The sequence below is a fragment of the Pseudorhodoplanes sp. genome, assembly GCF_035565855.1.
GTDB lineage: Bacteria > Pseudomonadota > Alphaproteobacteria > Rhizobiales > Xanthobacteraceae > Pseudorhodoplanes.
Map to the genome: position 1 here is coordinate 1 of NZ_DATMRX010000301.1, position 24,685 is coordinate 24,685.

Below are 24,685 nucleotides of genomic sequence, written 5' to 3' on the forward strand. Positions count from 1 at the left end.
CGCTGCGCGCTGGCACCTGGAAGCCGCTGGAGGGCATTCAGCTTCTCGGCAAGACGCTCGGCATCATCGGCCTCGGCGGCATCGGCAGCGAAACCGCGCGGATCGCCAAGGGCATCGGCATGAATGTCATCGCCTATAACCGCACGCGCCGGGCGGACGCGCCGGTGCCGCTGGTCGACCTCGATACCCTGCTCGCGACCTCGGACGTCGTGTCGCTGAACCTCGTGCTGAACGACGAGACCCGCAATTTCCTCAACGCCAGGCGCATCGCGCGGATGAAGCCGGGCGTAATCCTCGTCAACACCGCGCGCGCCGCATTGGTCGACGAAGAGGCGATGCTCGCGGCGCTGCGCTCCGGCCATATCCGGCAGGCCGGGCTCGACGTCTATCACAGCGAGCCGCTGAAACCGGATCATCCGCTGACGCGGATGGAGAATGTCACGCTCTCGGCGCACGCCGCTTTCCGCACGCTGGAGGCGTCGATGACGCTTCTGCGCCGTGCGATCGACATCGTAAAAACGCTCTAGAGTCATTCCGGGCGCCACCGAAGGTCGCGAACCCGCAAATCCAGCAGAAAGCTGGCTGGATTGCGGATCGCGCTTCGCGCGTCCGGAATGACAGGCCGCGGAACCCTTGCGCGCCTTCGTCGTTAGTCCGCGTTGGAGGGCCAGGCATGCCTGAATCGAGGACATTACCTGCGGTGGCCGAGCATGGCGCAAGCCGTTTGCCGTCGGTCGAGGTCGATAGCTACAACGTCGAACTGAAAGATGACGAAGGCTTTCTGGGCGACCGTGCCAGCAAGGGTGCATTCAGCGACATCGTGGAAAACTGGCGCAAGGCACTGCGCAAGAGCGGCGACGATCCGTTCGGCGACACGCCGACCGAGGAGCTGAGCAAGAAGCAATTCGACGAAATCCTGGTGAAAGGCGAGCCCGAGGTTGCCGGCCTCATTCACGGCGCCATTGAGGAATTCGCACAGGAGCTGGCGCTGGTCATCCGCCGCTTTCTCAAGCTGAAAGCGTGGTCAGGAACCGAGCGCATCGTGGTCGGCGGCGGATTTCGCGCGCACCGCGTGGGCGAGCTGGCGATCGGGCGCGCCGGGGTCATCCTTAAAGCCGACAAGATCAAGGTCGATCTCGTGCCGATCCGCAACGATCCTGACGAAGCGGGATTGATCGGCGCGGCGCATCTTGCGCCGGCCTGGATGTTCAAGGCGCATGATGCGATCGTCGGCGTCGATATTGGCGGCACCAACATGCGCGCCGGCATCGTCAATCTCAATCTCAAGAAGAAGAAGGACCTGTCCAAGGCGCAGGTCTGGAAATACGAATTGTGGCGGCACGCGGATGAGGCCGACATCAATCGTGAGGATGCGGTCGGCAATCTCGCCGCGATGCTGCAACGGCTGATCGCGAAGGCGGAGCGGGAAAAGATCCAGCTCGCGCCCTTCATCGGCATCGGCTGCCCCGGTTTCATCGAGGCCGACGGCTCGATCGATCGCGGCGCGCAGAACCTGCCGGGCAACTGGACCTCGAGCCGGTTCAACCTGCCCAAGGCATTGCACGAAGCGATCCCCAAGATCGGGGACGATGACACCGCCATCGTGCTGCATAACGATGCCGTGGTGCAGGGCCTCAGCGAAACGCCGTTCATGCAAGACGTCGATCATTGGGCCGTGCTGACGATCGGAACCGGGCTCGGCAATGCACGGTTCACCAATCGTCACAGCGAATAAGTGCGTGCCCTAGGGCCGGGTACCGGCATCATTGTGTGGGCCAATGGCGACGGCCGCGCACGCACGGAGCGTCGCGCTCATACGAATGTGACGGCGTACAGTTGACGCCAGCACGGTCTCCCGCACAGAATAAGAAAAAATACAAAATAAGGGGACTGGGGAGGTCAGCGTGAAGCCGGCGCCGTTTGCGTATGCGAAGGCCCGTTCGGTCGAGGACGCGGTCAGGCTTCTGAACGAGCATGGCGACAACGCGAAGCTCCTGGCCGGAGGCCAGAGCCTCATGGCGACGCTCAATATGCGCTTGTCGCAGCCGGCCATCCTCATCGACCTGAACGGCATTCCCGGACTTGACGGCATCGCATTGAACGGCGGCGACGTCGCGATCGGTGCGCTGGTCCGCCACGCCACGGCGGCGAAGTCGGACGTGATCGCCAGACATGTGCCGCTGATCGCCATGGCAATGCCGCATATCGGCCATCCGGCCATTCGCAACCGCGGCACCATCGGCGGTTCGATCGCGTTCGCCGATCCGGCCGCAGAACTGCCGGCCTGCTTTCTGGCGCTGAATGGCGAGGCCGAGATCACCGGCAAGAACGGCACGCGCCGCGTCACGGCCGATGACTTCTTCCGCGGCCTTTACGAAACGGCGATCGCCGCCGACGAGATGCTTACGGCGATCCGCCTGCCCAGCGCCACGCCGGACATGCGTTACGGCTTTGCCGAATTGTCGCGCCGGCACGGCGATTATGCGCTGGTGGGGCTTGCGGCAGTGGCGCGCGCCGACGGCGCCGGTTTGAAGGATGTGCGTCTTGCCTATTTCGGCGTGGGTCTGACGCCGGTGCGCGCAACCGTAGCGGAAGCCGCTCTCATAAGGGGCAGCATCGACGATGCGGTCGAAGCGCTGGACTACGACATGGCTCCGCCCGACGACGTGCAGGAGACCGGCCCCGTGAAACGGCATCTCGCGGGCGTGTTGCTGCGCCGCGTTGCCGCGCAGATGATGGGAGGCGGCGCATGACCTCCCAGTGGTCATGCGGGTCATGCGCGGGCTTGACCCGCGCATCCATCCTTCTGCGAACGATGTTCTTTTCCTTGATGGATGGCCGGGTCAAGCTCGGCCATGACGGAGGTGAGCCGTGAACCACACCCACGACATCACCCTCACAGTCAACGGCGAGCGGGTCAGCGCGAAGGTCGAGGCGCGCAAGTCGCTGGTCGATTTCCTGCGCGAGGAACTGAGCCTCACCGGAAGCCATGTCGGCTGCGAGCACGGCGTCTGCGGCGCGTGCTCGGTGCGCGTCAACGGCGACGTGGTGCGCGGCTGTCTCATGCTCGCGGTGCAATGCGATGGCGCGCAGGTGGATACCATCGAAGGCGTGTCCGACAGCGGCGAGATTGCCGATCTGCAGGAGGCGTTCGAGAAGCGCAACGCGCTGCAATGCGGCTATTGCACGCCCGGCATGCTGCTGACCGCGCAAGAATTGCTGTCGAACGGCCATACGCCGAACCGCGCGGAGATCCGCGAGCACATCTCGGGGAATTACTGCCGCTGCACCGGCTATCACGCCATCGTCGACGCTGTGGAAGCGGTGGCGGTAGCGCGCGCGGGGAAGTGACATGACCAGACCGACGCTTTCGCCGCTTGTGCCGCACGACCTGCGCATGATCGGAAACGCATCATGAAAATCGTCGCCGATGTCCCCTCCCCGCTGACCGCGCTCGACCGGCCGAATTCCTATATCGGCCGCTCGGTGCCGCGGCCGAACCTGAGGCGGCTCACGCAAGGCCGCGCGCAATATGTCTCCGACATGACGTTGCCGCGGATGGCGCATGTCGCGTTCCTGCGCTCGCCGCATGCGCATGCCCGCATCGTCAAGATCGAAAAGGGCAAGGCCGAGCATGCGCCCGGCGTGATCGCCGTGGTCACCGGGCCGGAGCTTGCCAAAGTGATCACGCCATGGGTCGGCGTGCTGACGCACCTGAAGGGCATCAAGTCGGCGCCGCAATACGCCATTGCCGTCGATCGCGCCTGCTGGCAGGGCGAAGCGGTCTGCGCCGTGGTCGCGCGGACCCGTGCGGAGGCCGAAGATGCCTGCGAGCTGATCGAGGTCACCTACCAGGAATTGCCGGTCGTCGCCGATCCGGAAACCGCGCTCGATCCCGATACACCCGTCATCCATCCCGAACTCGGCGACAATCTCACCTTCGAGCGCACGCTGGACGCGGGCGAAGTGGACAAGGCCTTCGCCGAGTCCGATGCGGTGATCGAGCAGACATTCCATTTCGGCCGCCATACCGGCGTCTGCAACGAGCCGCGCGCGATCCTCGCCGACTGGAATCCGGGCGAGGAGCGGCTGACCGTCTATCACGCGACGCAGGCGCCGCACATGATGCAGAACCTGTTCGCCAAGCATCTCGATCTTGCCGAGCACCAGGTGCGCGTCGTCACCAAGGATGTCGGCGGCTCGTTCGGCATCAAGGTGCACACCTATGCCGACGAGATGGAGACGGTGGCTTTGTCGAAAATGCTGAAGCGGCCGATCAAGTTCGTCGCCGACCGGCTGGAAAGCTTCGTCACCGACATTCACGCCCGCGACCATCGGGTCAAAGGCAGGATCGGCATCAGGAAGGACGGCACCATCACCGCCTTCGAGATCGACGACCTCACCGGGATCGGCCCCTATTCGGTCTATCCGCGCACCTCAGGCATCGAGGCGAACCAGATCGTCAATCTCACCGGCGGCCCCTATACCTGCCCGAATTATCGGGCGCGGGCGCGCGTCGTGTTCCAGAACAAGAACGTGATGTGCCAGTACCGCGCGGTCGGTCATCCGATCGCAACCGCGGTGACCGAAGGGCTGGTCGATCTCGCCGCCGCGAAGATCGGCATGGACCCGGTCGAGGTGCGCAAGAAGAACCTCATCCCCGATCACGCCCATCCCTCGCAGGCGGCGTCCGGCATCAAGTTCGAGAAGCTGTCGCATATCGCCTCGATCGAGAAGATCCTGTCGATGATGGACTACAAAGCCTTGCGCGCCGATCAGGAGGCCGCGCGCGCGAAGGGCATCTATCGCGGCATCGGCTTTGCCTCTTTCATCGAAGTCACCAACCCGAGCGCGGCGTTTTACGGCGTCGGCGGCGCGAAGATCTCCGCGCAGGATGGCGCCACCGTGCGGCTCGACGGCAAGGGCGCGATCTTCTGCCATACCGGGGTGTCCGAACAGGGTCAGGGCGCCGAAGCAGTGATCGCGCAATGCGTCGCATCGGGCTTCGGCGTGCCGATCGACAAGGTGCGCGTCATCATGGGCGACACCGACAATACTCCTTACGGCGGCGGTACCTGGGCATCCAGGGCGGCTGGCATCGGCGGCGAGGCGGCGTGGCAGGCCGGCAAGGCTCTGCGCGAAAACGTCCTCGCCGCCGCCGGCTCGATCCTCCAGGCCAAGCCGGGCGATCTCGACATCGACAACGGCATCGTGGTCGACAAGGGAACGAAGACCGAGCGCATCTCGCTCGAGGAAGTCGCGCGCATCTGCTGTTTCCGGCCCGACACTCTGCCGCCCGGCTTCCAGGCGGAGCTGATCGCGACACGCCATTACGTGCCGCGCGCCTGGGCGTTCTCCTTCACCAACGGCGTCCAGGCGTCCTATCTCGAGGTCGACACCGATACCGGCTTCATCAAGTTGCTGAAGCATTGGTGCGTGGAGGATTGCGGCACCGTGATCAATCCGCAGCTTGTCGACGAGCAGATCCGCGGCGGCATCGTGCAGGGTCTCGGCGGCGCGCTGTTCGAGCATTGCCTCTATGACGAGCGCGGCCAGATGCTGAACGGCAATATGGCGGATTATCTCGTGCCGATGGCGATGGAAATGCCGGACATGGAGGTCGGCCATGTCGTGACGCCGACCACCGATTCCGAACTCGGCGCCAAGGGCGCGGGCGAAGCCGGCACCGCCGGTGCGCCGGCCTGCGTGATGAATGCGATCAACGACGCGCTGCGTCCGCTCGGCGCGGAGCCGTTGACCGACATGCCGTTCACGCCCGGCAAGGTGCTGCGCGCGCTGAGGAAGGTTTGATCTGACTGCACCGGCGACTGCGCCGCTCGTCCCCGCGAAGGCGGGGACCCAGAGTTTCGTGCGCTGGATTCCCGCCTTCGCGGGAATGAGCGGGATAGAACCGCAGCGTCAAAACTTGATCATGTCGCTTCTGGTCAGCGTGACGCGCGCCGCCATGCCCGGTGCGCTGGTGAAATGCCACGCGGTGTATTGCTCGGCATAGGCATCGCCGCTGACGCCATCGACCGGAATGATCACGTTCATTCCAAGGAGGGCCGCGTAGGACGCGGTCATCAGCACCGCGCCGTTCGCGGCGGTGCCGACGGCGATCACGGTCGTGATGCCCCTGTCCTTCAGGATCTTCTCAAGCTCGGTGCGGATGAACTTGTTGGGGCCCGAGATCACCGAGGGCTCGCCCGCTTCGGGCTTGAGATCGGTGAGCACGTCGGCAGCCGTGGTGTTGGCGATGAAGCTGTAGACCACCGGCACCTTTGCGGCGCGCGCCCTTTCCAGCAGCGTCTTCACGGCCGGCACCTGCGCGACGCAACGGTCGCGCTTGCCGCAATTCTGATTCATGAAATCGAGCATCAACAAAGCCGTCGTCTTCGGATCGACCGTGACCGGCTTCAACAGCGGCGCCGGCGGCGCTTTCACCTTGTCCCATTCGTCGAAGATCGACCCTGCCCCGGCGATCGACGACGCGGTGGCGGTGAAAGCGATCGCGATGGCAGCGATGGCAAGAACAGCGCGGTGCATCCAAGACCTCCCGGACAGCAAAATGCCTTGTACCGCAAAACCCGCCCGGCCGCCGATATTCCACATCGTCAAACTCGGCGGAGAAAGCGGTATCAATCTGGCGGTAGACGAACCGCCCGCCCTTCAGCACAATCCGGCCGGCCGCCCGCATGGAAGAGCCGCAACGAGACTGTGGTGGAGGATAACGTGTCGATGAATATCAAGGTCGGCCTCAAGGCCATCGAGGAAGCATCCGAGAAGCTCTCGAACTGGGGACGCTGGGGCTCGGACGACCAGATCGGCACGCTCAATCACGTCACGCCGGAAGACATCGTCAATGCCGCAAAGCTCGTGAAGCAGGGCAAGGTCTTCGCGCTCGGCATCCCACTCGATCGCAACGGCCCGCAGACCGGCCTGTTCGGCGGCCGCTTCAATCCGATCCACCAGATGCTCGCGACCGGCACCGACGCTGTCGCCGGCCAGCAGGACTGGAACAAGATCCGCTATGCCGATGACACGCTGAATCTCTGCGTGCAGGGCGCGACGCACTGGGATGCGCTCGGCCACATCTTCTACGAGGACAAGGCCTATAACGGGCACGATGCGAAGCTGATCGATTCCCGCGGACTTGCCGTGCTCGGCATCGAGCATTCCAAAAACAAGATGGTCGGCCGCGGTGTCCTCCTCGACATCGCGCGGTTCCGCGGTGTGCCCTGGATGAAGGATGGCGAAGGCATCTCCAACGAGGAGCTCGACACATGCGCGAAGGCGCAGGGCGTCGAAATCCGCAAGGGCGATTTCGTGCATGTGCGCACCGGCCAGATGGAGCGCTGCCTGTCGGAAGGCGAGTGGGGCGGCTATGCCGGCGGCGACGCGCCCGGCGTGATGTTCGAGAACTGCTACTGGTGCCAGGAGAAGGAAATCGCCGCGCTCTGCATGGACACCTGGGGCTGCGAGGTGCGGCCGAACGAAACCACGGAAGCGAACCAGCCCTGGCACTGGGTGGTGATCCCGGCGATGGGCCTGTGTATGGGCGAGATTTTCTATCTCAAGGAACTCGCCGAGGACTGCGCGCAGGACAAGGTCTATGAATTCTTCTTCTCCGGTCCGCCGCTAATCATCACCGGGGGAACGGGAAGCCCGATCAATCCGCAGGCGATCAAGTGACCATGCATCCCTCCTCCGCTTGCGGGGGACGGTGACGAGCGCATGCGAGCCGGGTGGGGGCTCGCGTTCACTGCCGACCCCACCCGGCTGGCCTTAAGGCCAGCCACCCTCCCCTCAGGGGAGGGATAAGAAAGGAGACCCGCCATGCCCCGCACTCTCAAACGCGGCCTGTCCGCCGACGCCGTGGAAGCCGCCGACGCGAAGGTGCGCGCAACGGTCGAGAGCATCCTTTCAGACGTCAAGGCGCGCGGCGACGCCGCGATCCGCGAGCTGTCGAAAAAATTCGACAATTGGGAGCCGGCAAGCTTTCGTCTCACGCCGCAGGAGATCGAGCGCGCGATATCGCAGGTGAGCAAGCGCGACCTCGACGACATCCGCTTCGCGCAGGCGCAGATAAGAAATTTCGCGCAGAAGCAGCGCGACACAATGCAGGACCTTGAGGTCGAGACCCTGCCCGGCGTCATCCTCGGCCACAGGCATATTCCGGTGAATGCGATCGGCTGCTACGTGCCGGGCGGGCGCTATCCGATGGTCGCCTCCGCGCATATGTCGATCGTCACCGCGCGCGTTGCCGGCGTCAAACGCATCATCGCCTGCGCCCCGCCGCACCGGGGCGGACCGCATCCGGCGATCGTCGCCGCGATGCATTTCGGCGGCGCCGACGAAATCTATGTGCTTGGCGGCGTGCAGGCGGTTGCGGCGATGGCGCTCGGCACCGATACCATCCAGCCGGTCGACATGATCGTCGGGCCCGGCAATGCCTATGTCGCGGAAGCCAAGCGCCAGCTGTTCGGGCGGATCGGCATCGACCTCCTCGCCGGCCCGACCGAAACGCTGATCATCGCCGACGACAGTGTCGACGCCGAGATCTGCGCGACCGACCTCCTCGGACAGGCCGAGCACGGGCCGACATCGCCCGCGGTGCTGATCACGAATTCCGAAAAGCTCGCGAAGGAGACGATGGCCGAAGTCGAGCGGCTTCTGTCGATCCTGCCGACCGCCGATGCCGCGGGGCAGGCCTGGAAGGATTACGGCGAGGTGATCGTCTGCGACAGCTATGAGGAGATGGTCGCCGAAGCCGACCGTGTCGCCTCCGAGCATGTGCAGGTGATGACGCGCGACCCGGATTATTTCCTCAACACCATGACCAATTACGGCTCGCTGTTTCTCGGACCACGCACGAATGTCGCCTATGGCGACAAGGTGATCGGCACCAACCACACGCTGCCGACGAAGAAGGCGGCGCGCTATACCGGCGGATTGTGGGTCGGGAAATTCCTCAAGACCTGCACCTATCAGAAGGTGCTGACCGACGAGGCCTCGGCGATGATCGGCGAATATTGCTCGCGGCTCTGCGTGCTGGAAGGATTCCTGGGCCACGCCGAGCAGGCGAATATCCGCGTGCGGCGTTACGGCGGGCGGAATATCGCTTATGCCACCGCGGCGGAGTGAGCCGGTCTCCTTATCCCTCCCCCGCTTGCGCGGGAGGGTGGCGAGCCGCGACAGCGGCGAGACGGGTGGGGGCACGTTCAGCTGTCTCCACATTGACCCCACCCCGCCTGCCCTCGCTTCGCTCGGCAGGCGACCCTCCCCTTTCAGGGGAAGGAGAAGCAGCGGCTAAAGTTATATGAACACCCTCCCCTCCACTCCCTCCTTCCGGCTCGACGGCAAGCGCGCGCTGGTGACCGGCGCGGGACGCGGCATCGGGCTTGCCGCTGCGGCCGCCCTTGCGCAGGCGGGCGCCGATGTCACGCTCGTCGCGCGCACGGCGAGCGAGATCGAATCGGCCGCAAACGAGATCAGGCAGGCCGGCGGCAAGGCGAGCGCGGCTCCGCTCGACGTGACCGATATCGAAGCTGTGCGCGCTTTCGTGTCGACAGCCGAGCCCTTTGACATCCTCGTCAACAATGCGGGCTCGAACCGCCCGGCTTTCATGGTCGATGTCACGGTCGAGGACTTCGACGCGATCTTCCAGCTGAACGTGCGCTCCGCATTCTTCGTCGCGCAGGCGGTGGTGAGGCGGCTCATTGAAGCGAAGAAGCCGGGCTCGATCATTCACATGTCTTCGCAGATGGGCCATGTCGGCGGGCCGCGCCGCACCGTCTATTGCGCGACGAAAGCCGCGATCGAAGGACTGACCAAGGCCATGGGCGTGGAGCTCGGGCCGCACGGCATCCGCGTCAACGCGCTGGCCCCGACCTTCATCGAAACGCCGATGACGCGGCCGTTCTTCGCCGACGAGGCCTTCAAGCGCTCGGTGCTGGACAAGATCAAGCTCGGCCGGCTCGGGCAGGTCGAGGACCTGATGGGCGCGATCGTGTTCCTCGCCTCCGACGCATCGGCGCTGATGACCGGCACCTCGCTGATCGTCGATGGCGGCTGGACCGCGGAGTAATAATCAGCGCGGCAGCCATCGTGCGTTCGCCCACGTGCCTTGTGTTCGGGCCTCACGTCTGTGTTCGGTCCATTCGCAAGCACGCTGTCATCACCGGACCGCCGCGCAGCGGCGTGATCCGGTGATCCATCGCCTCGCATGATGGATTGCCGGGTCAAGCCCGGCAATGACCCTGCGGCTCACGCGCCCGGCGCGAACACCTGCGGATTGATGCAGTTCGGCGGCTGACGGCCCTCGACGATCGCGGCGATATTGTCCACCACCACATGGGCCATGCGTTCGCGCAGCTCCATCACCGCGCTGCCGAGATGCGGCGTCAGCACCACGTTGTCCATCCGCAGCAGCGCGCGTTCGATCTTCGGCTCGTTCTCGAAGACGTCGATGCCGGCGCCGGCGATACGGCCTTCCTTCAGTGCCACCACCAGCGCCTTCTCGTCGACGATCTGTCCGCGCGAGGTGTTGATCAGATACGCACTGCGCTTCATCAGCGCGAGTTGCCGCGGACCGATCATGTGCTGGGTCTCGCTGTTCAGCGCCGGATGCAGCGAGATGAAATCCGACTGGCCGAGCAATTCCTCGAAGCTGACGAGCCGCACGCCGAGCTTCTGCTCCTCCTCGGCGGACAGCGCGCGTGGATCGGCGTAAAGCACCGTCATGTCGAAGCCGCGCGCGCGCCGCGCCATGGCCTGACCGATCCGGCCCATGCCGACGATGCCGAGCGTTTTGCCGCTGACCGCAGCGCCCGCAAGATGGTTCGACTGCGAGCCCGGAAAGACGCCGGAGCGCACCACCCTGTCGCCCTCGACGATGCGCCGCGCGACGGCGAGCAGAAGGCCGAAGGCGATATCCGCCGTCGCATCGGTCACCACCGCCGGAATATTGGTGACGATGATCTTGCGCGTGGTCGCCTCCGTCACGTCGATGCGATCGGGCGTAATCGTCATCGAGGCGATCGCCTTGAGATTGGGATTGGCCGCGAGCACGTCCCGATTGATGACGTCGTGCAGCAGGCACAGAATGATGTCGGATCGCTTGGCGGCCTCGATCAGCTTGGGCGTCGCCAGAATACGGCTTGAATCGAGGTTGATTTCGACCTCGGCGATATCCCGGAGGCGCCCCAAGGCGCTCTCGGCTATCGGTTGCGTGACATAGACGCGCGGGCGCATGAGTCTCCCCCGAAAGCTTGCGGGGTCTACCACCCGCTCTGGAAGCCATATAGTAACGAAGGCACGCGGCCAAGAAGCCGCGAAGCATACGGAGGCGTTTGTGGCGGCGGGTTCGAAAGGCAGGGTCGGGATTATCGGCCTCGGTATCATGGGCGGGGCGTTCGCGCGCAATCTCATTGCGGACGGCTGGAATGTCGCCGGCGTCGATACCGATCCGAAGCGGCGCAAGGAGATGACGAAAGCCGGCGTCTCGGTTTCCGACAGTGTGAAAGAGCTGGTCACCGCGGTGCCGATCGTCATCACCAGCCTGCCCAGTCCCAAGGCGCTGGGCGCGGTGGCGCAGGAGATCGCGCAATCGGGGGCAAAGCCCCGCATCATCATCGAGGCATCGACCTTCGCGCTCGACGACAAGCTCGCGGCCGAAAGCGTGGTGCGCAAGGCCGGCCACACCATGCTGGATTGCCCGGTCTCGGGGACCGGCGCACAGGCCGCGCGCAAGGATCTCGTGGTCTATGCCAGCGGCGACCGCAAGGCGATCGAGAAGGCGATGCCGGTGTTCGCCGGATTTTCCCGCAAGACCGAGAATCTCGGCGCGTTCGGCAATGGCAGCAAGATGAAATATGTCGCGAACCTTCTGGTCGCGATCCACAATGTCGCCGCCGCCGAAGCGATGGTGCTCGGCATGAAGGCCGGACTCGAGCCGGAACAGATCTTCAAATTCGCCAATGGCGGCGCCGGTCAGTCGCGCATGTTCGAGATCCGCGGGCCGATGATGGTCGCGGACGATTATTCCGAAGCCACCATGAAGAATTACGTCTGGCAGAAGGACATGGCCGTCATCGGCGAATTCGCCAACAAGCTCGGCGTGCCGACGCCGCTATTCTCGGCGACGCTGCCGGTCTACGCTTCGGCGATGTCGGTCGGATATGCCGAACAGGATACCGGCGCGGTGTGCGCGGTGCTGGAACGCATGGCCGGCGTGAAGCGCGGGAAGAAAAGCAAGACTGGAAAGACCAAGAAGAAGGCGAAGAAGTAGGAGCGAAGACCAAGGGAAGCGGGCCGATGGCAGATTTCCTCCGTGAGCTTGAATGCGCAGCGCGGCAATCGAACAGTGGCTATCTGATCGGCGGGGTTCTGGCGGGCGCGGTGATCGCCTTTCCGCTATGCAATGCGTGGAAACTGGAGCTGTACGCTTCGCGCTTCTGCGCCGTAGTCTGCATGGCGCTTGGCCTTATGGCGGGAATATTGTTGCTCACGCTGATCCACGACGCCTGCGCGATGTAGCGTGCGACGGCAATCGGCCTCACTGCTGCACGTAGAGAAAATCCAGCGTCGCGGTTTCCTCCAGCACCGCTTCGGCCACCGAATGCCGCGCCGCGTGCGCGGCTTCCTCGCTGCTGCGCGCGGCCTGCAGATAGGCGCCGAGGTGACGGGCGCGCTGCACCATGCGGCGTCCCTCGGGCAGCCGTTCCTTTTCATATTGCGCCAGCGCCTCGGCGATCTCGCCGGTTCGCCCGAGGGCAGCCACCAGAGCCGCCGCGTCGCCCGCCGCTTTTGCGACGCCGGCCCCGACATGCGGACGCGCGACAAAGGCCGCGTCGCCGATCAGCGCCACGCGCCCGAACGCCATCCTGTCCGACACCAGATCGAAGATCGGTTGCAGGATCGGCTGATCGACGAGATCCACCGCCGTCCCGAATTGGGGCGCCAGCAATTGCGCGGCCGCGCGTCGCATCCCGGCGATCGACGCGCGGCTGATCAATGGCGGCGGAATCGATATCGCGTGCGCCGTGCCGTTGTCGTCGGTGAGCAGGCTGACGAGTTCGCTGCGCTCGTCGGCCGGACGGTACCAGACGAGATTGTAACGCCGATGCCCCGGCCGCAGATCGTTGTCGGGACCGGCGACGGGATAGCCGAGCATCTGCTCTCCGGGCGGAAGGCAGAACGCCATGCAGGGAAAGATATCGCGGTGCATATCCGCCGGCATTGCGCCCTCGGCGATCAGCGCGCGCCACGCGACATAGCCGGCATAGACCGGCTGGCAATCAGGAGCGGTCAATCCCCGTACCGTTGACCTGACGCCGTCGGCGCCGATCAGGAGATCGCCGGTCACGCGGGTTCCGTCGGCGAGGATCGCGGTCACGCCGCCGCTGGCCTGCTCGATCGCAGCGAGCGAGCAACCGCGGTGGTAGCGATCCGGCGGAAAGGCGTCGCGCAGGATGCGATACACGCGCTCCCAGGCGGTCATGACCTGCGGGCAATCGGTCTCCAGCACGATGCGGCCGCCGGCATCCAGCAACCGTCTTTTCTGCACCGCAACGCCAAGCGCCGCAGTATCGAGGCCAAGGCCGCGCAACGCCGCGAGGATCTCCGGCTGCGCCACGATACCGGCGCCGCGTCCGGACAACTCGCCTTCGACCTTCTCGTAGATCTCGACATGCCAGCCGGCGCTCCGCAGCATCAGTCCGGCGAACAGCCCGCTCATCGAGCCGCCGATGATGATCGCGCGGCGCTGGCTGTGGGACGGCGATGCGGGAGGTGGCATTTCACTGGGACCCGGTCGATGCTATATTAGGTGTTAGATTGACACAGGAGGAACCGCCATGGGCCTGACCATGATGGAAAAAACGGCGTTGAAGACCGACCGCTCCGCTTGGCCGGAGGCCATCCAGAAGGAATTCGAGCGCGAGGCCGCCAATCCGAATCCATGCGTGGGCTCCCGTCTCCTGTCGGAGAACGAGCGCGTGCGGGTCTGGGAAATCCGGCTGCAGCCTGGCGAGCGGATCGGCTTCCACCGTCATGTGCTCGATTATTTCTGGACCGCCGTATCGGGCGGCCGCGGCCGCCAGCATGTGCATGACGGCACCACCGTCGAATATACCTACCAGCCCGGCGAGACCCGGCACGAGACCTATGGCGCCGGAGAGTGCAAGGTCCACGACCTCGAAAATCTCGGGGACAAGGAAATGGTATTCATGACCATCGAGTTCCTGAATTCGGCCAACAAGCCGTTGCCGCTGCCGGCGGAGGTGCGCGGCAAGGCCGCGGCCTGACGCGATCGCGCGATCTCTTCTCAGATGCTGAAAGCCGCCGTGACCCGGCGGCTTTTTTGCATCTGAATGCATCCGAATGCGGCAACATGCGCTGCTCGCAGGCGCTGCGCGACGGCATCGCTGAAGTTATTGGCCGCCACAACACATCCGCGATGATCGTCGGGACATGCAGCCCATCGGCGACCAATATGTCGCAGGCGCCACATCGTGGGCGATCATCGCCCGGCATGACGCAGACCATGCCCCTCGCATCAAGGGACTAGCCAAGCCTTATCGCTTGCGGCAATACTCCGGCCTCAAGCGCAATGCGGCGGATGGCCGGCCGGCCATAGCCGGAAACAACCAACAAGCGCGAGCGGGGGAACAGTATGATATCACGCGTCTTGCGTACCGGGTCCTTGTGGTGAAAGCGCCCCGGTCATGGATTTTCCCGTCGAACTTCTGATCAACGCGCTGATTGCCGGCATCCTGCTCGGTGGCTTCTACGCCGCCGTGACCGTCGGAATCTCGATCTCCTTCGGCATTCTCGACATCGTCAATATCGCGCACCCGGCCTTCATCATTCTCGGCTCGTATATCGCCTATATCCTGAACCAGCGGCTCGGGCTCGATCCGATCCTGGTCAGCATCCTGGTATTGCCGTTCTTCTATTATCTCGGCTCCCTCGTTTATCAGGTCTATTACCTCTCGTTCGAGAAGCGCGGACAGGAAGCTTTGCGCGGCCTCGCCTTCTTCTTCGGCCTTCTCTTCGTCACCGAGGTCGTACTCATCCTCGTGTTCGGCGTCGATTATCGCTACGTGCAGGCCGGCTATATCGACACGACGCTGCGCTTCTCGTTCCTCGACCTGCCGATGCGCATGGTCGTGCCCTTCGTCATCTCCATGATTCTGGTGCTCGGGCTGCAGCTGTTCCTGAGCAAGACCTTCACCGGCCGCGCCATCATGGCGGTGGCGCAGGACCAGCTCGCGCTGTCGCTGATGGCGGCCGACCCGATCCGTATCAAGCGCATCGCCTTCTCGATCTCGATTGCCACGGCGGCGATCGCGGGCGCGCTCCTGATCATCATCCAGCCGGTCGAGCCTTCCGTCGGGCGTGAATATATCGGCCGGGTGTTCGCGATCTGCGTGCTCGGCGGCATGGGCAGCCTGCCCGGCACATTGATCGCCGCGCTTCTGCTCGGCATCGTCGAAAGCATCACATCGACCTTCTACGGGCCCTCCTGGGCGCCCGCGGTCGCCTTCGGCTTCCTGCTGATCACGCTCGCCGTGCGGCCTTCCGGCATCTTGGGTCGATAATGCGCACCTGGCAGTTCTTCCTCGTTTCTCTCGTCATCGCGCTCGCCGGCTTCATGGGCGCGCGCCTGCTGCAGAACGATTATCTGTTCTTCGCGGGCTATGTGGTGCTGCAATTCATCGTGCTGGCGACCGCCTGGAACATTCTCGGCGGCTATTGCGGCTATGTGAATTTCGGATCGGCCGCGTTCTTCGCCATGGGCGCCTACACCACCGTGGTGATGACCAAGCTGCCGGCCTTCGCCAACCGGCATTTCCCCGAGGAGATCGCGGCTCTCGTCGGCATCCCGCCGATCCCGGTGCTGATCCTCCTTGGCGGCGTCATCGCAGGTCTCGTCGGCCTTGGAACCGGATACCTGACCTTGCGGTTGCGCGGCGTGTTCTTCGCCATTGCAACGCTCGCGCTGGCCGTCGTGCTGCAGACGCTGATCGTGAACTGGGATTTCGTCGGCGGCTCGCGCGGCGCCTATGTCATCCGGCCGGCGACGGCGCCGCTCTTCGGCATCAACTATATCGAATATCTGTTCCTCGTGATGCTCGTCCTTGTGGTGGTCGCCCTCACCACCGCCCGCGCGATCGAGCGCTCGCGGCTCGGCTATGGCTTCGCCACGATCCGCGACGACGAACTCGCCGCCGAGGCGTCCGGTGTTCCCACGCTGAAACTGAAACTGGTCGCCACCACCCTGTCCGGTGCGTTCATGGGCATGGCCGGCGCGCCGTTCCCCTATTACATCGGCTTCCTCGAGCCCTCGTCCGCCTTCGGTCTCGCCTATGCAGTGAACGCCATCGCCATGCCGATGATCGGCGGCACGACGAGCTGGGTCGGGCCCCTGCTCGGCGCGGTCCTCCTCGGCACGCTGCAGCAGCTCGCGACGGTGACGATCTCGTCGGCTGTCAGCCTCCTCCTTGTCGGTCTGCTGCTGGTGTTCTTCGTCATCATCGCGCCGAACGGCCTCCTCGGCCTCTGGCACGATTATTTCGGCCGCAAGCAAAAGACCGAGGACGAGAGCAAAACCGCCGCGGTGAAGACGTCATGACCGCTCCACTCCTCAAGATCGACAATGTCGGCAAGCGCTTCGGCGGATTCGTCGCGCTCGATGGCATCAATCTCGAAGTCGCCAGGGGCGAACGGCTAGGGCTGATCGGGCCGAACGGCTCCGGCAAATCGACGCTCGTCAATTGCATGAGCGGCACCCTGCATAACGAGACCGGAACCGTCACCTTCGACGGTCACCCGATGAATGGCCTGCTCGCGCATCAGCGCACGCATCTTGGCCTCGCCCGGTCGTTCCAGCTGCCGCGGCCGTTCCACAGCCTGTCGGTCGCGGAAAACATCCGCGTGCCGCTGCTCTACACCGTCAGGCAACGGCGCGACGTGCCGCATACCCGCGAGGAACTGGAGCATCGCTGCCACGAGGTGCTCGGCCTTGTCGGCCTCGAACACAAGGCGAGGAAGCAGCCGAAGGATCTGACCCAGGTCAAGATGCGCAAACTGGAGCTGGCGCGCGCCATGGCCGCCGAGCCCAAGCTGCTGATTGCCGACGAGGCGATGGCGGGCCTGTCGGAATCCGAAGTGAAGGACATCGTCGCGCTGCTGATCGCGCTGAACGAGCGCGGCATCACCATCATCCTGATCGAGCACATCATGACCGCGGTGATGAGCTTCTCGCAGCGGCTCGCGGTACTGGTCAGCGGACGGAAGATCGCGGACGGCGATCCCCAGGATGTCATCCGTGATCCGGAGGTTGAGAGGGCGTATCTTGGCCAATAGCATCCGCGTCGCCAATGTGAATGCCGGTTACGGCGCCGTCCGCGTGCTCGACGACGTCACGCTCGATGTCGACAGCGGCAAGACCGTGGTGCTGCTCGGCACCAACGGCAACGGCAAGTCCACGCTGATCAAATGCCTGATGGGGCTGTGCCGGCCGACCGCCGGCAGCATCGTCGCCGAAATCGACGGCGTGAAGCATGACCTCGTCGGAAAGACCACCGAGGAGATCGTCGATCTCGGCATCGTCCTCGTGCCGGAAGGCCGTCGCCTCTTCCCCCGTCTCACGGTCGAGGAGAATCTGTTGCTCGGCGCGTTCCGCAAGAAGGCCCGCGAGCAGCTCAAGGACAATATCGCCTTCTGCTACGAAGCTTTCCCGCGGCTCGCCGAGCGCAAGAACCAGCTGGCCGGATCGATGTCCGGCGGCGAGCAGCAGATGCTGGCGCTGGCGCGCGCGCTGATGGAAGCGCCGAAGATCCTGTTGATCGACGAGCCGTCGGTCGGCCTTGCGCCGGTGCTGGTCTCGCGCACCATCGACACCATCCGCGAACTCAAGACCAAGTATCAGCTCACCGTGCTGATGGCCGAACAGAACTTCAACCAGGCGATCCGCATCGCCGATTCCGGCTATGTGATCGTGCACGGCAAGATCGCCTTCGAAGGCAAGTCCGCCGACGAACTGCACAACAACGATCTGATCCGGAAGCTGTATCTCGGGATCTAGCAGCGGTCTCTCGCCCCGCCTTAAGGCCCCATCCTGAGGAGCGCCCCGAAGGGCGCGTCTCGAAGGATGGAGCCGCCGGCGCTACCCCACCCTCCGTTCGTCCCCGCGAAAGCGGGGACCCGGAGTCAAACGCGATGCGTCGCATGTGGCTCTTCCGGGTTCCCGCTTGCGCGGGAATAAACGGAGTACGTGGTGACCTCGCGCTCGCAAAGCAGTCGTCCCCGCGACCGCGCCGCTACTTCGTGAACTCGCCGCCTTCCACGATCACCGTTTCCACCTCGCCCGCCCCGGTCCTGCGGAAGGCCGCGGCGTCGTCATATTCCTTCGAGGTGAAGCAGGCGACGCCCGCCTCGAAGGTCGGAAACTCGATCACCACGAAGCGCTGGAATTTTTCCGGACCTTCCATGGTCTGAAACTTGCCGCCGCGCGCCAGAACCTTGCCGCCGTATTTCGCAATGATGCCGGGCACCTGATCGGTGTATTTCTTGTATTCGACCGGATCGTTGATCTTCGCACGCGCAACCCAATAAGCGGGCATCAGCTTCCTCCACAATCATGCCAGGTCAAATCCGCCGAACGCGGCGGCGTTGATGCCTATTGACCCGGGCATCCATCCATTGATTGCATGAGGTCACTTGAGAAGGATCGCCGGGTCAAGTCCGGTGATGACGCCGGAGAATTTTTCAAATGCCCCGCAAGATCATCGACATCTCTGTGCCGCTCGAGAATGACGTGCCCGCCGATCCGCCCGGCTATGGACCGAAGATCGATTACTTCAATCATCGTCAGACCGCGGCGGACATCTGCAAGTTCTTTCCCGGTCTGAAAGAGAGCGACCTTCCCGATAATGAAGGCTGGGGGTTCGAACTGGTGAACCTGTCGACCCATTGCACGACGCATCTCGACGCGCCGTGGCATTTCGCCTCCACCATGGATCACGGCAAGCGCGCGATCACCATCGACGAAGTTCCGCTCGAATGGTGCTTCAATCCCGGCGTGAAGCTCGACTTCCGTCACTTCCCCGATGGCTATGTCGTCACCGCGGACGACGTCGCGACCGCGCTCGAAAATATCGAACACACGCTTTCACCATTTGAAATCGTGGTCATCAACACCGCGGCCGGCAAAGCCTATGGCCAACCCGATTATGTCTCGAAAGGCTGCGGCATGGGGCGCGAGGCGACGCTGTATCTGCTCGAACGCGGCGTGAAGATCACCGGCACAGATGGCTGGAGCTGGGACGCGCCGTTCGTGCACACCAAGGAGAAATACATCGCAACCGGCAATGCCAAACTGATCTGGGAAGGTCACAGGGCCGGACGCGAGATCGGCTATTGCCACATCGAGAAACTCCACAATCTCGAAGTCCTGCCGCCAACCGGTTTCACGATTGCCTGTTTTCCGGTCAAGGTGCGCGGCGGTTCCGCCGGATGGACGCGCGCCGTTGCAATCATGGATAGCGAGACCGATTGATACTCGACCTCGCTGCATCCAGCGGTTAGGCTTCCGCCCATAAAATGGCGTCGCACGTACGATGCCATGCAAAGGGAGAAGCTCATGGATCGACGTCAATTCGTCGCGGGCTCGACCGCGGCTATCGCAACCCTCGGCACAGGCCCGGTCTTCGCGCAGGACGCCTATCCGTCCCGCAGCATCACCTTCATCAATCCGTTTCCTCCGGGTGGCGCCGCCGACGTGGTCGCGCGTCCATTCGCTGCGGTGCTTGAGCCGATCATCAAGCAGCCGGTCGTGATCGAAACCAAGGCGGGCGCGGCCGGCGCGGTCGGCGCGCAGTTTGCCGCCAATGCAAAGCCCGATGGCTACACGCTGCTGGTGCACATCGTCTCGATCTCCGGCTTTGCCGAAGTCGATCGGCTGTTCGGACGCCAGCCGAAATTCACCCGTGCCGACTTCATCCCGATCGCGCGCTTCACCGAAGGGCCGATGGTACTCGTGGTGAATGCCGAGACGCCGTACAAGACGCTGAAGGACCTCGTCGACGACGCGAAGAAGAATCCCGACAAGATCGTGTTCTCGTCATCCGGCCTTTACGGCGCGCTGCATCTGCCGACACAGCTTTTCATGAACGCGGCCGGCATCAGGATGCGGCATCTGCCGACGAATGGCGGCGGCCCGGCGCTCACCGCGATACTCGGCAACAACGCGCAAGTGCTGGCGTCCTCGATCGCCGCGGCGAGCAAGCACATCAACGCCGGCAAGCTGCGCGCGCTCGCGAGCTTCTCCGACAAGCGCGCGTCGTCGTTGCCCGACGTCCCGACGCTGAAGGAGCTCGGCTACGACGTCGAGTTCTATCTGTGGGTCGGCTTGTTCGCGCCGAAGGGCACGCCCGAGGCCGTCGTCAGCAAGGTCCGCGCCGCCGCGCAGGAAGCCGCGACGTCGGACAAGTTCAAGGCCGCGATCAACAATCTCGGCGACAATCTGCGCTACATGGACCAGCCCGATTTCGCGAAATTCTGGGACGAGGACGCAAAGCGCGTCGAATCTGCGGTGAAGTCCATCGGCAAGGTGGAGGGGTGAGATCGGTTCGGCAAGCTCCGCTCGTCCCCGTACTCGGGTCCGCGCTTCGCGCAGCCCGAGCACAGGCTCAAGCGGGGACCCAGTGCCAGGAACGCTGGATTCCCGCTTTCGCGGGAATGAGCGGAGTTCCCTTTCTCCTTCCTCACCACACGGCCCGGCACACATGAATATCCGCGCCGACCATCTTGCCGGGGGCGCCTTCATTGCGTTCGGCATCCTGGTCTTTATCCTCGGCTGGGACCTGCCCTTCGGCCGCATCACCGCGCCCGGCGCCGGGATGCTGCCGAAGCTTCTCGCCGGCATGATGATCGCCTTCGGCGCCATCGTCGCACTCGCGAGCACGCATGGCGAAAGGCTGCGCGACATTCCGTGGAGCGACTGGGGCCACGCCGTGCAGGTGATCGTAATCGCCGCGATCGCGACCCTGCTCTACAGCCGGCTCGGCTTTCTTGTCACCATGCCGCTGTTGCTCTTCGCGCTGCTCGCGATCGTCGAGCGCCGCAACCTGATCGCAGCCGCGGCCTTTGCCATCGGCCTCACGCTGTTCGCCTATTGGCTGTTCGCCATCGCCCTGCATTCTCCGCTGGAACGCGGCTCGCTCTGGTCCTGACCCCGTGGAAGTCCTCTCAAGTCTCGCTCTCGGCTTTTCCGTCGCGCTGCAGCCGGACGTGCTGCTCTACGCGCTGATCGGCTGCCTTGTCGGCACGCTGGTCGGCATGCTGCCCGGCATCGGACCGCTTGCGGGCATCTCGATCCTCTTGCCGCTGACCTTCGGGCTCGATCCGACCAAGGCGCTGATCATGCTGGCCGGCATCTATTACGGCTCGCAATATGGCGGCTCGACCACCTCGATCCTGCTGCGCATTCCCGGCGAAGCCGCCTCGGTGATGACCTGCATCGACGGCAACGCCATGGCCAAGAAAGGCCGCGCCGGCGCCGCGCTTTGCATCGCCGCGATCGGCTCCTTCGTCGCCGGCACCTTCGGCGTGATCATGCTGACGCTGATCGCGCCGCCGCTTGCCACCTTCGCGCTGCGCTTCGGACCGCCGGAATATACCGCGCTCCTCGTACTCGGCCTCATCTTCCTGGCCTATATGTCGACCACCTCGCTGATCCGCACGCTGCTGATGGCCGCGCTGGGCCTTCTCTTCGGCACCATCGGCATCGACGTGGTGTCAGGCCATTTCCGCTTCTCGTTCGACATTCCCGAACTCGGGGACGGCATCGGCATCGTGCCGGTCGCGGTCGGGCTGTTCGGGCTCGGCGAAATCCTCTCGACGCCAAGCAGTGATGTGAAGGGCGACGTCGCCTCGCCGAAGCTGCGCGACCTGTTGCCGACCCGAGAGGAAATGCGTCAGTCCGCCTGGCCGATCGTGCGCGGCTCGGTGCTCGGATTCTTCGTCGGCATCATTCCGGGCTCCGCGCATATCATTTCGAGCTTCATGTCCTACGCCATCGAGCGGCGCATCTCGAAACACCCGGAGGAATTCGGCAAGGGCGCGGTCGCCGGCGTCGCCGGTCCGGAATCGGCGAACAATGCCGCCTCGACCGGCGCGTTCGTGCCGATGCTGTCGCTCGGCATCCCGACAGGTCCCGTGATAGCGGTGCTGATGGCGGCGCTCCTCATTCACGGCATTCCGCCGGGCCCTTCGCTCGTCAACGAGCAGCCGAAACTGTTCTGGGGCTTCGTCGCCTCGATGTATGTCGGCAATCTGATGCTGCTGGCACTGAACCTGCCGCTGGTCGGCGTGTTCGTCAGCATCCTGCGCATCCCCTATGCATATCTCTATCCGATGATCATCATGTTCTGCATCATCGGCGTCTATGAGGTGAACAACTCGGTGGTCGATGTCTGGATCATGCTGATCTTCGGGGCGATCGGTTATCTGTTGAAGAAATTCCGGTTCGATCCGGCGCCGCTGGTGCTCGGGCTTGTCATCGCGCCGATCTTCGAATTGTCGCTGCGGCAATCGCTGATCATGTCGGGCGGCTCGTTCACGATCTTCTATCAGCGGCCGATCGCGCTGATCCTGCTCCTGATCAGCGCCGTGCTGCTTGCGCTCGCCGCCTGGGGCGCGTTCGCCGCGCGGCGCGACTGGCGCGCCAGGATGGCGGCGGAAGCGGGGGAAGAGGCTTAAGGAACGGAGCCGCAGCTTTTCGCGCGCTGGTAGCGCGCCACTCCTACAGGCCGCGGCATCTTCTGCCGAAGCCCGCCCTTCGGACGCAGCGCGGGGGTGTCGAGGATCTGCGCCCCAGGTCGCGGCGTTGCAGGGGAGCCAGTGTTCCGAATCGGCGGAGACCGCCATGGCGGCCTGGGTGCGGCGCACCACGCGCTGATCCCCGCCCCGCCAAGGGCGATAGACCGGGCAGGTGCAAGTCCATTGCGGGAAGCCGCCCCGGCCGCTGCCCCGAGCACAGGAGCCGTCACGCGGCCCATCGGGCGCGGTCTTTGATGTAGATCAGCGCGGCGATCAGAATTCAGGCGGCAGATGGCCGCTGATTTCGAGGCCGATGCAGATTTCGACGAGCGTCGGGGTGGTCCAGGCGATGGTCAGCAGTTCCCTTCCCGCGATCACAACCCAAAATAACCCGAAACAGTCGAAAAACTCATGGCGCGGCCGGCGGAATATCGGGTCGATTCGGCTTGACGCTGAGCGGCGTGGGGGGCTTAGAGTCGCCTCGACAAAAATCGTCGCGGTCGCCTGAGGCCGCAATAGGTTCGGGAGAACGCAGATGACCTATGTAACCGAGGAAAACCTCACCGATCTTGCCATCGAACGCTGGAGCAACATTCCGGACCCGCGGCTGCGGCAGATCATGACCTCGCTGGTGAAGCATCTGCATGGCTTCATCCGGGACGTCGAGCCGACCCCGCAGGAATGGGCCGCCGGCATCGACTGGCTGACCCGCGTCGGACAGATCTGCGACGCCAAGCGCCAGGAATTCATCCTGACCTCCGACGTGCTCGGCGTCTCGATGCTGGTGGACGCGATCAACAACCGCGCGCCCGGCGCCGCGACCCCCTCGACCGTCGAGGGGCCGTTCCACATTCCCGACTCTCCGGAAATTGCCGACGGCGGCAACATGGCCGACGGCGCGCCGGGCATCCCCACCTTCTGCACCGGCAAGGTCACCGATATCGACGGCAAGCCGATCGCGGGCGCGATGCTCGACATGTGGCAGACCGACGGCGAGGGTCTGTATGAGGCGCAGATCGAAGGCGCCGAGGGCTATATGCGCGGCATCTACCACACCAATCCGGACGGCTCCTACACCGTGCGGACCGTGGCGCCGATCGGCTATACCATTCCGATGGACGGCCCGGTCGGCGAGCTGATGAACAGGACGAGGATCAGCCACATGCGGCCGGCGCACATCCACTTCCACATCGCCGCGCCCGGCTACAAGAGCCTGACCACGCACCTGTTCCAGAAGGGCTGCCAGTATATCGACACCGACGTGGTGTTCGGCGTGAAGGAGCCGCTGATCGTCGAATTCGTGCAAAAGCCGGCCGGCAGCAAGGCGCCGACCGGCGAAGTCATGAACGAGCCGTTCTACGAAGTGAAGTACGACTTCAAGCTGGCCAAGGCCGCGCAGGCCCAGAAGGCGGCGTAACGCTCTCTCGTCGCAACAGCTTCGGCGACATCGGCGCGGGCGAAAGCCCGCGCTTTTTCTTTTTCAGGCGGGCCGCTCGCTGCGCTTTGCGCCGGTCAGCCGCGCGCGCAGCCTGTTCCCGGCCTGGCCGAGCCGGTCCATGTAGAGATACAGCACCGGCGTGATGAACAGCGTCAGGAATTGCGACACCACGAGACCGCCCACCACCGCAATGCCGAGCGGCTGGCGCAATTCCGAACTCGCGCCATGGCCGATCGCGATCGGCAAGGCACCGAGGATCGCGGCGAAGGTCGTCATCATGATCGGACGGAAGCGCAGGATCGCGGCGCGATAGATCGCTTCGTCCGGCGGCATATGCTGCACGCGCTGCAGATCGAGTGCGACGTCGATCATCATGATCGCGTTCTTCTTGACGATGCCGATCAGGAGGATGATGCCGAT

26 protein-coding genes are annotated in these 24,685 nt (G+C 64.2%); 20 read left to right on the plus strand and 6 right to left on the minus strand.

Annotated elements, in window-relative coordinates; translation table 11 throughout:
- The 5 genes from VN004_RS17355 to VN004_RS17375 form a co-directional block, all read left to right on the plus strand.
- Positions 1-527, plus strand: a 527-nt coding sequence (locus tag VN004_RS17355; protein ID WP_325612668.1) for a 2-hydroxyacid dehydrogenase, incomplete at its 5' end; no start/stop codon positions are given.
- A 146-nt stretch (positions 528-673) separates the two neighbouring features.
- The gene (locus tag VN004_RS17360; protein ID WP_325612671.1) at positions 674-1,735 is read left to right on the plus strand and encodes an ROK family protein; all 1,062 of its coding nucleotides are present in this window, start codon (positions 674-676) and stop codon (positions 1,733-1,735) included.
- A 169-nt stretch (positions 1,736-1,904) separates the two neighbouring features.
- On the plus strand, positions 1,905-2,753 hold the full coding sequence (locus VN004_RS17365) for a xanthine dehydrogenase family protein subunit M (protein WP_325612675.1): 849 nt from the start codon (positions 1,905-1,907) through the stop codon (positions 2,751-2,753).
- Positions 2,754-2,871: 118 nt separating this feature from the next.
- Positions 2,872-3,351, plus strand: a complete 480-nt coding sequence (locus VN004_RS17370) for a (2Fe-2S)-binding protein (protein ID WP_325612678.1) — start codon at positions 2,872-2,874, stop codon at positions 3,349-3,351.
- A 63-nt stretch (positions 3,352-3,414) separates the two neighbouring features.
- Positions 3,415-5,811 carry a xanthine dehydrogenase family protein molybdopterin-binding subunit gene (locus VN004_RS17375; RefSeq protein ID WP_325612680.1) on the plus strand — a complete coding sequence of 799 codons (2,397 nt, stop codon included), beginning with the start codon at positions 3,415-3,417 and terminating at the stop codon, positions 5,809-5,811.
- Positions 5,812-5,919: 108 nt separating this feature from the next.
- Here VN004_RS17375 and VN004_RS17380 read toward each other — a convergent pair whose 3' ends face one another.
- Positions 5,920-6,546 (minus strand): cysteine hydrolase, encoded by a 627-nt coding sequence (locus VN004_RS17380; protein ID WP_325612682.1) that lies wholly within the window; start codon positions 6,544-6,546, stop codon positions 5,920-5,922.
- 192 nt (positions 6,547-6,738) lie between these two features.
- Between VN004_RS17380 and VN004_RS17385 the strand changes: the two genes are divergently transcribed.
- The 3 genes from VN004_RS17385 (at position 6,739) to VN004_RS17395 (ending at position 10,087) form a co-directional block, all read left to right on the plus strand.
- Positions 6,739-7,692 (plus strand): cyclase family protein, encoded by a 954-nt coding sequence (locus VN004_RS17385; RefSeq protein WP_325612725.1) that lies wholly within the window; start codon positions 6,739-6,741, stop codon positions 7,690-7,692.
- 144 nt (positions 7,693-7,836) lie between these two features.
- Positions 7,837-9,144 (plus strand): histidinol dehydrogenase, encoded by a 1,308-nt coding sequence (gene hisD / locus VN004_RS17390; protein WP_325612684.1) that lies wholly within the window; start codon positions 7,837-7,839, stop codon positions 9,142-9,144.
- Positions 9,145-9,319: 175 nt separating this feature from the next.
- A complete protein-coding gene (locus VN004_RS17395) occupies positions 9,320-10,087 on the plus strand; it encodes a glucose 1-dehydrogenase (protein WP_325612687.1) in 768 nt (255 codons plus the stop codon).
- A gap of 179 nt (positions 10,088-10,266) precedes the next feature.
- Here the strand turns inward: VN004_RS17395 and VN004_RS17400 are convergent, their stop codons facing one another.
- Positions 10,267-11,253, minus strand: a complete 987-nt coding sequence (locus tag VN004_RS17400; RefSeq protein ID WP_325612688.1) for a D-glycerate dehydrogenase — start codon at positions 11,251-11,253, stop codon at positions 10,267-10,269.
- Between VN004_RS17400 and VN004_RS17405 the strand changes: the two genes are divergently transcribed.
- The gene (locus VN004_RS17405; RefSeq protein ID WP_325612689.1) at positions 11,252-12,289 is read left to right on the plus strand and encodes an NAD(P)-dependent oxidoreductase; all 1,038 of its coding nucleotides are present in this window, start codon (positions 11,252-11,254) and stop codon (positions 12,287-12,289) included. The two genes, VN004_RS17400 and VN004_RS17405, sit on opposite strands and share 2 nt — an antisense overlap.
- 26 nt (positions 12,290-12,315) lie before the next feature.
- Positions 12,316-12,537: a hypothetical protein gene (locus VN004_RS17410; protein WP_325612691.1), complete on the plus strand. Its 222-nt coding sequence runs from the start codon at positions 12,316-12,318 to the stop codon at positions 12,535-12,537.
- 19 nt (positions 12,538-12,556) lie between these two features.
- On the opposite strand, the gene VN004_RS17415 is transcribed toward VN004_RS17410, so the two are convergent.
- The gene (locus VN004_RS17415) at positions 12,557-13,798 is read right to left on the minus strand and encodes an FAD-dependent monooxygenase (protein ID WP_325612693.1); all 1,242 of its coding nucleotides are present in this window, start codon (positions 13,796-13,798) and stop codon (positions 12,557-12,559) included.
- Between the two features lie 58 nt (positions 13,799-13,856).
- Here VN004_RS17415 and VN004_RS17420 point away from each other — a divergent pair, with 58 nt between their 5' ends.
- From VN004_RS17420 to VN004_RS17440, 5 genes are all read left to right on the plus strand, one after another.
- Complete coding sequence (locus VN004_RS17420; protein WP_325612695.1) at positions 13,857-14,306, plus strand: hypothetical protein; 450 nt, start codon at positions 13,857-13,859, stop codon at positions 14,304-14,306.
- Between the two features lie 420 nt (positions 14,307-14,726).
- Positions 14,727-15,602, plus strand: coding sequence for a branched-chain amino acid ABC transporter permease (locus VN004_RS17425; RefSeq protein WP_325612697.1), 876 nt, complete (start codon positions 14,727-14,729; stop codon positions 15,600-15,602).
- The gene (locus tag VN004_RS17430; protein ID WP_325612699.1) at positions 15,602-16,636 is read left to right on the plus strand and encodes a branched-chain amino acid ABC transporter permease; all 1,035 of its coding nucleotides are present in this window, start codon (positions 15,602-15,604) and stop codon (positions 16,634-16,636) included. Before VN004_RS17425 ends, VN004_RS17430 begins: the two co-directional genes overlap by 1 nt.
- A complete protein-coding gene (locus VN004_RS17435; RefSeq protein ID WP_325612700.1) occupies positions 16,633-17,370 on the plus strand; it encodes an ABC transporter ATP-binding protein in 738 nt (245 codons plus the stop codon). Before VN004_RS17430 ends, VN004_RS17435 begins: the two co-directional genes overlap by 4 nt.
- Positions 17,360-18,091 carry an ABC transporter ATP-binding protein gene (locus VN004_RS17440; RefSeq protein WP_325612702.1) on the plus strand — a complete coding sequence of 244 codons (732 nt, stop codon included), beginning with the start codon at positions 17,360-17,362 and terminating at the stop codon, positions 18,089-18,091. The genes VN004_RS17435 and VN004_RS17440 overlap by 11 nt, the downstream gene beginning before the upstream one ends.
- A gap of 235 nt (positions 18,092-18,326) precedes the next feature.
- Here VN004_RS17440 and VN004_RS17445 read toward each other — a convergent pair whose 3' ends face one another.
- Positions 18,327-18,629 carry a DUF1330 domain-containing protein gene (locus VN004_RS17445; RefSeq protein ID WP_325612705.1) on the minus strand — a complete coding sequence of 101 codons (303 nt, stop codon included), beginning with the start codon at positions 18,627-18,629 and terminating at the stop codon, positions 18,327-18,329.
- A gap of 149 nt (positions 18,630-18,778) precedes the next feature.
- Here VN004_RS17445 and VN004_RS17450 point away from each other — a divergent pair, with 149 nt between their 5' ends.
- The 4 genes from VN004_RS17450 to VN004_RS17465 all read left to right on the plus strand — a co-directional run bounded on the left by VN004_RS17450 (position 18,779) and on the right by VN004_RS17465 (position 22,767).
- Positions 18,779-19,564 carry a cyclase family protein gene (locus tag VN004_RS17450; RefSeq protein WP_325612709.1) on the plus strand — a complete coding sequence of 262 codons (786 nt, stop codon included), beginning with the start codon at positions 18,779-18,781 and terminating at the stop codon, positions 19,562-19,564.
- 84 nt (positions 19,565-19,648) lie between these two features.
- Positions 19,649-20,629, plus strand: coding sequence for a tripartite tricarboxylate transporter substrate binding protein (locus VN004_RS17455; protein ID WP_325612712.1), 981 nt, complete (start codon positions 19,649-19,651; stop codon positions 20,627-20,629).
- Between the two features lie 163 nt (positions 20,630-20,792).
- On the plus strand, positions 20,793-21,239 hold the full coding sequence (locus tag VN004_RS17460) for a tripartite tricarboxylate transporter TctB family protein (RefSeq protein ID WP_325612714.1): 447 nt from the start codon (positions 20,793-20,795) through the stop codon (positions 21,237-21,239).
- Between the two features lie 4 nt (positions 21,240-21,243).
- Entirely contained in the window at positions 21,244-22,767 is a 1,524-nt protein-coding gene (locus tag VN004_RS17465) for a tripartite tricarboxylate transporter permease (protein ID WP_325612716.1), read from the plus strand.
- Positions 22,768-23,100: 333 nt separating this feature from the next.
- On the opposite strand, the gene pqqA is transcribed toward VN004_RS17465, so the two are convergent.
- Positions 23,101-23,205 carry a pyrroloquinoline quinone precursor peptide PqqA gene (gene pqqA, locus VN004_RS17470; protein ID WP_325612719.1) on the minus strand — a complete coding sequence of 35 codons (105 nt, stop codon included), beginning with the start codon at positions 23,203-23,205 and terminating at the stop codon, positions 23,101-23,103.
- 157 nt (positions 23,206-23,362) lie between these two features.
- Between pqqA and VN004_RS17475 the strand changes: the two genes are divergently transcribed.
- Complete coding sequence (locus tag VN004_RS17475) at positions 23,363-24,244, plus strand: dioxygenase (protein ID WP_325612721.1); 882 nt, start codon at positions 23,363-23,365, stop codon at positions 24,242-24,244.
- 63 nt (positions 24,245-24,307) lie between these two features.
- Here the strand turns inward: VN004_RS17475 and VN004_RS17480 are convergent.
- A partial coding sequence (locus VN004_RS17480) for an efflux RND transporter permease subunit (RefSeq protein ID WP_325612723.1) occupies positions 24,308-24,685 on the minus strand: 378 nt, incomplete at its 5' end.

What these genes read in the sequence shown, in the direction of transcription:
- VN004_RS17395 (WP_325612687.1), top strand. Translation starts at nt 9,320, where the DNA reads ATGAACACCCTCCCCTCCACTCCCTCCTTCCGGCTCGACGGCAAGCGC.
- VN004_RS17460 (WP_325612714.1), top strand. Translation starts at nt 20,793, where the DNA reads ATGAATATCCGCGCCGACCATCTTGCCGGGGGCGCCTTCATTGCGTTC.
- VN004_RS17455 (WP_325612712.1), top strand. Translation starts at nt 19,649, where the DNA reads ATGGATCGACGTCAATTCGTCGCGGGCTCGACCGCGGCTATCGCAACC.
- VN004_RS17450 (WP_325612709.1), top strand. Translation starts at nt 18,779, where the DNA reads ATGCCCCGCAAGATCATCGACATCTCTGTGCCGCTCGAGAATGACGTG.
- VN004_RS17375 (WP_325612680.1), top strand. Translation starts at nt 3,415, where the DNA reads ATGAAAATCGTCGCCGATGTCCCCTCCCCGCTGACCGCGCTCGACCGG.
- VN004_RS17435 (WP_325612700.1), top strand. Translation starts at nt 16,633, where the DNA reads ATGACCGCTCCACTCCTCAAGATCGACAATGTCGGCAAGCGCTTCGGC.
- VN004_RS17400 (WP_325612688.1), bottom strand. Translation starts at nt 11,253, where the DNA reads ATGCGCCCGCGCGTCTATGTCACGCAACCGATAGCCGAGAGCGCCTTG.
- VN004_RS17415 (WP_325612693.1), bottom strand. Translation starts at nt 13,798, where the DNA reads ATGCCACCTCCCGCATCGCCGTCCCACAGCCAGCGCCGCGCGATCATC.
- VN004_RS17385 (WP_325612725.1), top strand. Translation starts at nt 6,739, where the DNA reads ATGAATATCAAGGTCGGCCTCAAGGCCATCGAGGAAGCATCCGAGAAG.
- VN004_RS17475 (WP_325612721.1), top strand. Translation starts at nt 23,363, where the DNA reads ATGACCTATGTAACCGAGGAAAACCTCACCGATCTTGCCATCGAACGC.
- VN004_RS17410 (WP_325612691.1), top strand. Translation starts at nt 12,316, where the DNA reads ATGGCAGATTTCCTCCGTGAGCTTGAATGCGCAGCGCGGCAATCGAAC.
- VN004_RS17420 (WP_325612695.1), top strand. Translation starts at nt 13,857, where the DNA reads ATGGGCCTGACCATGATGGAAAAAACGGCGTTGAAGACCGACCGCTCC.
- VN004_RS17405 (WP_325612689.1), top strand. Translation starts at nt 11,252, where the DNA reads ATGAGTCTCCCCCGAAAGCTTGCGGGGTCTACCACCCGCTCTGGAAGC.
- VN004_RS17360 (WP_325612671.1), top strand. Translation starts at nt 674, where the DNA reads ATGCCTGAATCGAGGACATTACCTGCGGTGGCCGAGCATGGCGCAAGC.
- VN004_RS17445 (WP_325612705.1), bottom strand. Translation starts at nt 18,629, where the DNA reads ATGCCCGCTTATTGGGTTGCGCGTGCGAAGATCAACGATCCGGTCGAA.
- VN004_RS17430 (WP_325612699.1), top strand. Translation starts at nt 15,602, where the DNA reads ATGCGCACCTGGCAGTTCTTCCTCGTTTCTCTCGTCATCGCGCTCGCC.
- hisD (WP_325612684.1), top strand. Translation starts at nt 7,837, where the DNA reads ATGCCCCGCACTCTCAAACGCGGCCTGTCCGCCGACGCCGTGGAAGCC.
- VN004_RS17380 (WP_325612682.1), bottom strand. Translation starts at nt 6,546, where the DNA reads ATGCACCGCGCTGTTCTTGCCATCGCTGCCATCGCGATCGCTTTCACC.
- VN004_RS17425 (WP_325612697.1), top strand. Translation starts at nt 14,727, where the DNA reads ATGGATTTTCCCGTCGAACTTCTGATCAACGCGCTGATTGCCGGCATC.